The organism is Roseibium sp. RKSG952, from assembly GCF_009711355.1.
In genome coordinates this window covers 1-9196 of record NZ_SMMF01000784.1, presented here as the reverse complement: position 1 = coordinate 9196, position 9196 = coordinate 1, and the positions used below count along the sequence as shown (strand labels likewise).

The following is a 9196-nucleotide window of genomic DNA, read 5'->3' as shown; positions in this document are numbered from 1 at the left end:
TTAACGTCTTCCCCGCCCTGAAGGACGGGGCTTTCTGCTTTAACGGCTGCGGCCATTCCTCCGAGAGAGATTCGTCTTACTACACCTCTATAGTCCTGAGATGGGCAGCCCTGCCGCCTGTGCCTTCAATAGCCCCTCGCGAAAGCCTGAGATTTGGCAGATCTGTCAAAAACAACCAGTTGATGCTTTCGGGTTGAACGCAGGCATGGTGGTTACATTCTAAACGGGGTGACCGTGTCGTCTGATGTCTCCTCGGAAGTGTCTTCGAGGTCATTTTCCGTATTCGCCGCGAGTTTCCTCATCGCCGAGCGGATCGTGTCCGGATCTGGGATCGCTGGCCATTCTCCATCGAGCGGCTTGGAACGCGGCGCTTGGGGGTCGGTCGCGATCCAAGCCTGCCACATGGTTGTTCCGCCTTTCAAGATGAGGCCATGAATGGCGTTCCATGTCTCGTTGGAAGGTGAATTAAGGAACGACAGGATGCGTTTCTTCGCGTCGTCGGAAAGCGGGCCGAACATGGTGTGCAGCCCCTTAAAGACTCCGTGCTCGGTCTTCAGGGAGTTTCGATGCAGATGTCTTTGGCTTTCCCGAAAGGCCTTTTGTTCCGTCTCTGCAATCTTCTGGAGCCGTTGGTTGTAGTCCTCGTCATTCAAGAGATCGAGGTCAGTCGAGCAATAGCGAACATTGTCATTGACCGAAATGATGATGGCCTGCGCAACTTCCTCAAGGGTATCGAAAAATTTGGAGTGAACACCGATGCCGGAGCCGCTACCGCACATCTTGTCGGGATCGAGGCCGTCGCCCCTTATGGCATCGGCGTAGCCATTGGGGTCGTCTTTGAATTCCTCGTGACGCGGCCACCGTTCGAAGTCAGCCGGGTTGTATACTCCGGGATCTTTGCCTAGGTAGAATACGCCAGTCGGAGAAATCTCCGTCAGAAAGAGTTTGCCACCCCCGAGCGCACCAACCTCGAACCGACGGCCGTTTGTGGTTCTAAAAGACATCTCGGCGGAAGTTTCATCTTCATCGAAGATTATGGACTTCTTAAGCGACTTCACGATGAACGTTGTGCTGCTTTCGGTGATGATCATGTCCTGCGCCCGACTAATTGTTCTCTGACGCGAATATGTCCCCGCGGTCAGAAAAACACAAATCCCAGGTATCATGCGGTTTGCGGGGTACTCGCACTGCACTCTCGACATCTTCGCGAAATAAGCTGACGCGAGTACGAATCCTTCACAACGGTTCTCTTAGGAAAAATCGGGGCTTCGATTTTCGTGGTGCCGCTCCCTCAATGGAGAACGGTGTCCTCGGGTTTAGAGAGACCTATGATCATCACATCGTCGTCCTTTTCCGGATCGAACATTCCCGGCAGGGAGCCGCTGTCGAACGCTTTGAGGGTCGTTATCAGATCATCGGAGGAGAAGACTACCTTTCGGGAATCGGGCGCGATGCATAGGATCTCGGATGCTCCGTTTTCACTTGCCGGGATTCCCGCGGCATCGGGGCGCGACAGGAAGTAGAGGAACGGCCCTATCATCACTGACCAGCCGTAGTTCTTGCCTTTTTCAATCCCGAGTGAAAAGCCGCGATTGATGATCTTCAGGTCGACGGAGGTGTACCCGGTAGAGACGTCCTTGAGATCGAGATGATGGAAGGCGAGGGCGCGAACGATGCGCTCGGCGATGGCCGGGTCGTAGTGAGCCATGGGAACGAACTCGACCTGCTCGGCACCCGGGAACGAACCGTCTGAATCCACGACCTTCACGAGGGCGGAACCGTCCCCGGCGAGATCGACGCGAATGCGCATTCCCTTAGGTTGCAGGTCATTTAAGTAGTCCACGGAAAGCATCTCGCCGTTCGTGTCTACGGTTCTCGGGGTCATGCCCTCGATATCGAAGAATTCCACGCTTTGCATAAGTTTCATAATGGACGCGAACCATCCGTCGTCAAACACCTAATTCTATTGTCGGGCGATGGTTCGTCACCGGGAAGGATCGTCCAGAGAGACCGTCTCGTCGTGGGGGGCACAGCCGAAGGCTGTTCCTCTTTCCGATTTGGCGGCTACGGGGAGGATGAGAAGCCCGTGCTCTTCGGTTACTACTGGCTTCGGGGGGTGGAAGTATAGGCCGTAACGCCCTATGTCTTGATTACTCGGCTGGTCTGGATGGTTCCCTCGCCAGTTACGAGCACAGGTCGGGGACTTGGTCGTTCACGCGGATCGCATCAGGATGCACGCGACCTAAACCGTTGCGCGCCGATAGCGTCGTCGGCTTTTCGATGCCATCGCTGGTCCAGAAGCGCGGCAAATCCCTTCCTTTAGGGAAGAGAAGACGTTAACACGTCTCTGGCGGCGGTCATGACATCGTTGAGGTCGGTCGGAACGCGCGGATGGGGCGAGGCGGCGGGATTAGCGAGTGACCATCGTTCGCCGCCCGGGTGTCTCGATGGTTCCGGCTCGGGAGTGCGGGTTCCACCAGAAGACGCCCGTCTTGCGAACCTTAAAATGTCCCATGACGAGGCTGCCGGAGACCGTCCGCGCTCCGGAGGCGACCGCCGCTCCCTCAACGACCCGGCGCCGGGACTTCGAAAGACTCATCTTTACGAGCTTGTAGTCGGACAGCTCAGGCTTACCCTTCTTGCGCCTGTTCTTATTCAGTTTCTCGTGGCTAACGGCGTGCGTCGCGATCGCGTTCGGGCAGCTCATGAGGATGAGTATTGGGATCAGGACGAGATTTACCAGGAGCCTCATTTCGCGCGCTTGGTTGCCCTCGGCCTCGGCGGCTATCGCCTCCCCTGCCATCGCGACGAGGTTTTTCCGGACGATGGCCATGTCCGGGTGGGGGACCCATCGATATCTGCTCTTCAGGAGTTTATCCGCATGTGCCTCTCTAGGGTCCTCGTGCACGGCCTTCATGTGTCTTTGCACCCTGCCGCGCGCACCCATCGTATCGAGTTTGAAGTCGTCCAGCTGAGGGATGTCTTCTTCAGCGAGTATGTCCGGGGTGTCCAGATCGAACGTCATGTAAACGGGGCAAAGATCGATCATTTTTCGGCCGTCCACCTTGTCCTCGTGGATATACTCGATGACGAGACAATCTTTGTCCCTACGAACGAGGAACCCGGTTTTGACGATTTCGGATACCGTCGCGGGCGGACGTTTATTTGGACTTCCGAGGTTGGCCATGGCCTCGCGAAGCTCCCGGTTGGAGAACTCTACCCATATGCGCTCGAACGGAAGCCTTATCCATGGGAGCGCTGCGAGCGTGCTGCTCGGCTTGGAGAGGGCGACACCCGCAGCCATCGCAACGGCATCCTGATCCAAAACGAATATCTCTGCTTCGGAAATTCTCTTCTTTGCCGCCCCGAGGCTTTGGTCATGACGGTATCCGGAAGGGTATGTCATTCCGGTTTCGAATTCTTTAAAGTCGTCGATGAGCATGCTTCGGCCGTCCGATTTTCTCCGGCGCAATTTACGTACGGACCGCCTCCTGTCAACCCGCTTCGGCTCCTGTTTCGACGCCCGAAACGTCGAAACTCGTTGACAAACAAAGAAAGGCTTATAGCTTTTCCCGACTTGTCTGAGCGAGAGGTGCTTGCACTTTCTGCCGACAATCTGGCCGACGAGCGGCGACCAGAAAGACATCGACTCCTCTTGCGAGACAAACGACGATCCAGTCGAAATCGACCTGATTGTCGTTCCGGTTTCCGCGGATGGCTCCGTGTTCCATCCAGGACTTACCCGGTCCGGCAAATTCACCGTCGGGGCGTAGGGCAAGGAAAGAAAGATCGAGAACTTCAAGAAGGCTCTCGCTGCACTTATGATGGCCCCTGCTCCGAATTGGCAATGTCCGAACGAAAACGGTCACTGGGGCAATGTCGTTGGAGTGCGCAGGGGGAGAAAGACGGCCGGGAGCTGAGTTTCCTTGCGAAATCGGGCTAAGACAGCCCGAGATTGCGGTCAATCAGCGCGCGTTCGCATTCCGGATAGGGGTCGTATTCCCCGCGCAGGTTTTCAAGGTTCGTGATCCATCTGAAGGCATTATCACCGGAGAGAGTGTCTCCGGTGATTTTCTTGGCGTGCATCACGCTCATCATGTGCCAACCATCGATGGATTTGTTGTTGTCGTACCATTTCCCGACGACGTCGCGCATAACGGATGCCTCGCGTCTGTAATGGTCGGTAACGCCTGTCTGGCGATCTTCAGACCCATTGATTTCGGCCGCCGCCGCCCTGCCTCGCAAAAAGCCGTAGTGACAAGCGAGCGTCACGCCCTGGCTTAGGATGGGGTCGATGAAGAGGGCTGCGTCTCCGGACAGTGCCCAATTGGCTCCGTTCAGGCGTGAACACACGAAGGAATAGTCTGGGTGGCCGTAAAACGCCTTCAAGGACTTGCCGTCGAACGTTTTGGGTTCTCGCAAAACGTCGCCGAATGACGATAATTGCGGGAAAGTCCGTTCAGCATTCCTGAAATCAAGGTGCTTGATGATATCGGGTGTCGAGACGAAGCCCATGCTCGTCAATCCGTTCCCGGCTTCTCCTAGGTCTATCACCCAGATCCATCCGTTCGCACCGGACAGGATATTAGTTCGGTGTCTGTCATAACCGGCCGCCTCGGCCTTCGCCCAGTCGACGTTCGAGGCGTAGAAATATCGAGCGATCCGGGCTTGTCCGACGGGTTCGCGCCTAGCTAGTCTTCGGCCGATGAACGATCCCTGCCCGGTACAATCGAGGTATCTCTTGGCGCTGAAGCGCGTGCCTGACGAGGTGACGACGCAGAGGATGCTGTCGTCCCGGTATTTCAGATCGGTGGCGCGTTCCGGAAGTATTCTGATGCCCTGCCGTCTCGCGCAGTCGGCCAGAAGCGGGTCGAATTCGTGGCGAGGCACGTGAATAGAGTGTCGCCTTCCGTCGTGAATGAACGATTTGGGGTAATCACCCTCCCCTTCCAGATAGTTTACGTACCAGGGATTACGGGTCTTCCCCCAAAGATAGGCGGCACCGATCTTGTGATGGAATCCGGCGGCGGCGATCTCGTCGGAGATCCCTGCGTCATGCAGGGTCATTACGGTTCCGGTCAGGAGCGCTTCGCCGATGCGGTGGCGTCGCCCCTCCTCCGGATCGAGGATCACGACATCGAGGTCGGGATCGGCCCTGAGTGCGCCCAGCGCGGCGAGAAGACCAGACGGACCGGAGCCGATTATTAGTAGATCGCAGGAAGTGTTTTTGGTCATTGCGGGTTCACTGCCTTCCGCCGAACAGCGTGAGAATGATCGCCTCAAGTCCGGCAGAAAGCTCTTCGCAGGACCCTCCGCAAAGACCAGTAGGGAAGAAGGTCGAGATCGACGGGTTGGTCGAGCCAGTCTGCGGGTCGCGGTGACCGTGATCGTGACTTCGTTGAGGTTTTGAATTTCGTCATCTTCGCCTCCTTGCGTCTCGCGGTAAAAGTCTAATTCGAATCCTTGCCGCATGGCAAATCAGAAAAGGATTCGTCTCCTTAAAAAATGGCCCGACCAAGCGGGGAGTATGGTCGGGCCAAGTCAGCAGGCCATGAGGCCTTGGGAGGAGCAATATACGCGGAGACGGCCGAGACGCGCTGTGGTCGCGGTCGCCTTCTGCGAGTCCTTGTATGCCTGATCGGGATCGAATTGGCAATGGGATTCGTGAAAAAAATTTTAAAGTATTCGATTGAATAGCCCTCGCCAGTCGTTACACTGTAAACGAAATATGCCGGAGAACGCGAAAATGCAGAGCGTCAACGATGTTAGGATCGTCGGAGTTCTTACGAAGGATGCCGTATTCAAGAAAACGTCCCAAGGAAACGAGTTTGTTCTCCTTCAGGTGCGGACGACCCGCTACTACACCGTAGGCGGCCATGACAAGAAGGTGAGCTACACGCATGATGTCATGTGCATTCAGACCCATTCGATCGAGGCCCTTCGCTCGTTCGGCAAGGCCGGCACCGTCGTCCGTGTGTTCGGCGAACTCGGCTACGATGAGCATGGCCGCGCAAGGATACAGGTCCTTCAGTACATGGGAGAGGTTGGCCTGATGGTTCCGGCATCTGCCGCCAGGGCGCCGGAATCCCGCAAGAACGAGGACTTCAGGCCGAACGCGTCCGGTGGTCTTGGACGGACCTCCCGCAGCCGCACGACCGAGGAACCGGGTCTCGAGAGCGACCCTCATCAAACCGGTCACCCCGGCGGGGATCCGCTCGGTCGGCCAGATCCGCTTGATGATCAAATCCCTTATTAGGATAGAGTGATTGGTCGTTTCGACACCGGCATCTCACCACACAATAACTTGGGTCTTGGTCAAGAAACCACGCAACATGTTGACGTTGCGAGGTCAGTTCGAAGCCCGAAAACGAACTTTGCGAATGACCGGCGCGGAATTCGCTGGAAACCCTCATTCTCCTTTCATGCCTCGCATCGTGGAAGGATTCGTATCAGCATTATCGACCCGCCGGACAAACCGGGTCTGTTTTAGTTTCAAAGCCAGACAACAGGAAAAAAGATGAAGATTGAACGCCAATTCACCTCGTCTCTCACGCCGAACGATCCGTACTCCGGGATCGAGTTCCGTCAGGCCGTGAGTGAAATCAAGAATCCGGACGGATCCACCGTTTTCCGTCAGGAGGGGATCGAGGTTCCGGCGACGTTTTCCCAGGTTGCGGCGGACATCATCGCGCAGAAGTATTTCCGCAAGCGCGGCATTCCGGTGGCCTTGAAACGGGTCGAGGAGGAGAACGTTCCGGCGTGGTTGCAGCGTTCCGTTCCGGACGAAGAGGCTATGGTCAACCTGCCCGAGGCCGAGCGCGTCACCGGGGAAACCTCATCCAAGCAGGTTTACGACCGCCTAGCCGGCACCTGGACCTACTGGGGTTGGAAGTGCGGCTACTTCTCCAGTGAGGACGATGCCCTCGCCTATTTCGACGAAATGCGCTTCATGCTCGCCAGCCAGATGGCGGCTCCGAACTCGCCGCAGTGGTTTAACACGGGCCTGCATTGGGCCTACGGCATCGACGGCCCGGCACAGGGCCACATGTACGTCGATCCGTTCACGCATGAACTGGTCAAGTCTGAGTCCGCCTACGAACATCCGCAGCCGCACGCCTGCTTCATTCAGTCCGTCGACGATGACCTGGTGAACGAGAACGGCATCATGGATCTGTGGATTCGCGAAGCTCGTCTCTTCAAGTATGGCTCCGGCACGGGTACGAACTTCTCGGCCATTCGCGGTTCCGGCGAAGGTCTCGCTGGCGGTGGCAAGTCCTCTGGTCTCCTTTCCTTCCTGAAGATCGGAGACGCTGCGGCCGGCTCCATTAAGTCCGGCGGCACCACGCGCCGGGCGGCGAAGATGGTCATTGTCAACATCGATCACCCGGACGTCGAGAGTTTCATCGACTGGAAGGTCAAGGAAGAGGAGAAGGTCGCGGCGATCGTCGCCGGCTCCAAGCTGACCTCCGCCCGCCTGACCAAGGTCATGGAAGCCATCCGCGACTTCGACGGCGAAGGTTGTTACGATCCGAAGCGGAACGCTGAACTGAAGTCCGCTATCAAGGTGGCTCGCGAAGCCATGATTCCGGACACCTACATTAAGCGCGTCCTTCAGCTGGCCGAGCAGGGCTTCGACGGCATCGAATTCCGCACCTATGACACCGATTGGGATTCCGAGGCGTACGGCACTGTCTCCGGCCAGAACTCCAACAACTCCATTCGCGTCACCGACGAATTCCTTCAGGCCGTTCAGCAGGGCGGCAAGTGGGAACTGAAGAACCGCATCGACGGTTCTGTCGCAAAAACGCTCGACGCGACGTACCTGTGGGACAAGATCGGACATGCCGCATGGGTATCCGCTGATCCCGGCCTCCAGTTCGACACAACGATCAACGACTGGCACACCTGCCCGGAATCTGGTCCTATCAACGGCTCCAACCCGTGCTCCGAGTACATGTTCCTCGATGACACGGCCTGCAACCTCGCTTCCCTGAACCTCATCAAGTTCAAGAATGGTAACGGCAAGTTCATGGTCGAGGAGTACAAGCACGCCGTCGCCCTGTGGACGCTGACGCTCGAGATCTCCGTGGCTATGGCTCAGTTCCCCTCCAAAGCGATTGCGGAGCGGTCCTACCGCTATCGGACGCTGGGTCTTGGCTACGCGAACATCGGTGGCCTTCTGATGTCCCTGGGTATTCCGTACGACAGCGCCGAAGGCCGCGCCTACTGCGCCGCGATTTCCGCCGTCCTGACGGGGTGGTCGTACAAAACATCGGCTGAGATCGCCGCTGAAATGGGTGCCTTCCCGGGTTACGAGAGCAACGCCGAGCACATGCTGCGCGTCATCCGCAACCATCGCCGCGCCGCGCATGGTGTCGGTCTCGGTCTCGGTCATCCGGAGCTATGCGGTTACGAGCGCCTGGCCGTCAAGCCCGTGCCGTTCGATGCTCGCGATTGTCCGGACGCCGAACTGGCGGCCGCTGCTCCGGAGGCCTGGGATAAAGCGGACGAACTCGGCCGCAGATTCGGATACCGCAACGCGCAGGTCTCCGTCGTCGCCCCAACCGGAACCATCGGCCTGGTCATGGATTGCGACACCACCGGCATCGAGCCGGACTTCGCTCTCGTGAAGTTCAAGAAGCTGGCCGGCGGCGGCTACTTCAAGATCATCAACAGCATGGTTCCGTCCGCTCTGCGTACGCTCGGATATTCGGAATCCGAAATAGCCGAGATCGAGGCGTACGCCGTCGGACATGGATCTCTGGATCAGGCTCCAGCGATCAATCCGAGCAGCCTTCGTGCCAAGGGGTTCGACGACGAGTCGCTCGGTAAGTTGAAGGGTGCCCTCAAGTCGGCCTTCGACATCAAGTTCGTCTTTAATCGCTGGACGTTCGGTGACGAATTCCTGATGGACAAGCTCGGGGTTCCGGCGGAGAAGCTGAATGATCCGGAATTCCATCTGCTATCCTTCCTGGGCTTCACTAAGGCGGAAATCGCTGCGGCCAACGCGCACGTCTGCGGTGCGATGACCGTCGAGGGCGCTCCGTTCCTGAAGGATGAGCATCTCCCGGTCTTCGATTGCGCGAATATCTGCGGGTCTCTCGGAACTCGCTTTCTTTCCGCCGAGAGTCACATTCGCATGATGGCGGCGTCCCAGCCGTTCATGTCCGGCGCGATCTCCAAGACAATCAACATG

At 57.5% G+C, this 9196-nt stretch carries 7 protein-coding genes; 3 read left to right on the top strand and 4 right to left on the bottom strand.

Features of this window, described 5'->3' with window-relative positions:
• Window positions 1–212: 212 nt before the first annotated feature.
• The 3 genes from E1297_RS06675 to E1297_RS06665 all read right to left on the bottom strand — a co-directional run bounded on the left by E1297_RS06675 (window position 213) and on the right by E1297_RS06665 (window position 3442).
• Entirely contained in the window at window positions 213–1091 is an 879-nt protein-coding gene (locus E1297_RS06675) for a hypothetical protein (RefSeq protein ID WP_155135518.1), read from the bottom strand.
• A gap of 200 nt (window positions 1092–1291) precedes the next feature.
• Window positions 1292–1927 carry a hypothetical protein gene (locus E1297_RS06670; protein WP_155135516.1) on the bottom strand — a complete coding sequence of 212 codons (636 nt, stop codon included), beginning with the start codon at window positions 1925–1927 and terminating at the stop codon, window positions 1292–1294.
• 483 nt (window positions 1928–2410) lie between these two features.
• Complete coding sequence (locus tag E1297_RS06665) at window positions 2411–3442, bottom strand: hypothetical protein (RefSeq protein ID WP_155135514.1); 1032 nt, start codon at window positions 3440–3442, stop codon at window positions 2411–2413.
• Between the two features lie 154 nt (window positions 3443–3596).
• Between E1297_RS06665 and E1297_RS06660 the strand changes: the two genes are divergently transcribed.
• On the top strand, window positions 3597–3773 hold the full coding sequence (locus E1297_RS06660; RefSeq protein ID WP_155135512.1) for a hypothetical protein: 177 nt from the start codon (window positions 3597–3599) through the stop codon (window positions 3771–3773).
• Window positions 3774–3939: 166 nt separating this feature from the next.
• On the opposite strand, the gene E1297_RS06655 is transcribed toward E1297_RS06660, so the two are convergent.
• The gene (locus E1297_RS06655; protein WP_196223225.1) at window positions 3940–5235 is read right to left on the bottom strand and encodes an NAD(P)/FAD-dependent oxidoreductase; all 1296 of its coding nucleotides are present in this window, start codon (window positions 5233–5235) and stop codon (window positions 3940–3942) included.
• Between the two features lie 511 nt (window positions 5236–5746).
• On the opposite strand from E1297_RS06655, the gene E1297_RS06650 reads away from it, so the two are divergent.
• Together E1297_RS06650 and E1297_RS06645 are read left to right on the top strand one after the other, a co-directional pair.
• Window positions 5747–6256: a single-stranded DNA-binding protein gene (locus E1297_RS06650; RefSeq protein WP_196223224.1), complete on the top strand. Its 510-nt coding sequence runs from the start codon at window positions 5747–5749 to the stop codon at window positions 6254–6256.
• A gap of 261 nt (window positions 6257–6517) precedes the next feature.
• Window positions 6518–9196 (top strand): adenosylcobalamin-dependent ribonucleoside-diphosphate reductase (locus tag E1297_RS06645; protein ID WP_155135506.1); only part of this gene is annotated, 2679 nt, incomplete at its 3' end.

Excerpts from the sequence above, each read along its gene's own strand:
- E1297_RS06665 (WP_155135514.1), bottom strand. The coding sequence starts at position 3,442 with ATGCTCATCGACGACTTTAAAGAATTCGAAACCGGAATGACATACCCT.
- E1297_RS06655 (WP_196223225.1), bottom strand. The coding sequence starts at position 5,235 with ATGACCAAAAACACTTCCTGCGATCTACTAATAATCGGCTCCGGTCCG.
- E1297_RS06675 (WP_155135518.1), bottom strand. The coding sequence starts at position 1,091 with ATGATCATCACCGAAAGCAGCACAACGTTCATCGTGAAGTCGCTTAAG.
- E1297_RS06650 (WP_196223224.1), top strand. The coding sequence starts at position 5,747 with ATGCAGAGCGTCAACGATGTTAGGATCGTCGGAGTTCTTACGAAGGAT.
- E1297_RS06670 (WP_155135516.1), bottom strand. The coding sequence starts at position 1,927 with ATGAAACTTATGCAAAGCGTGGAATTCTTCGATATCGAGGGCATGACC.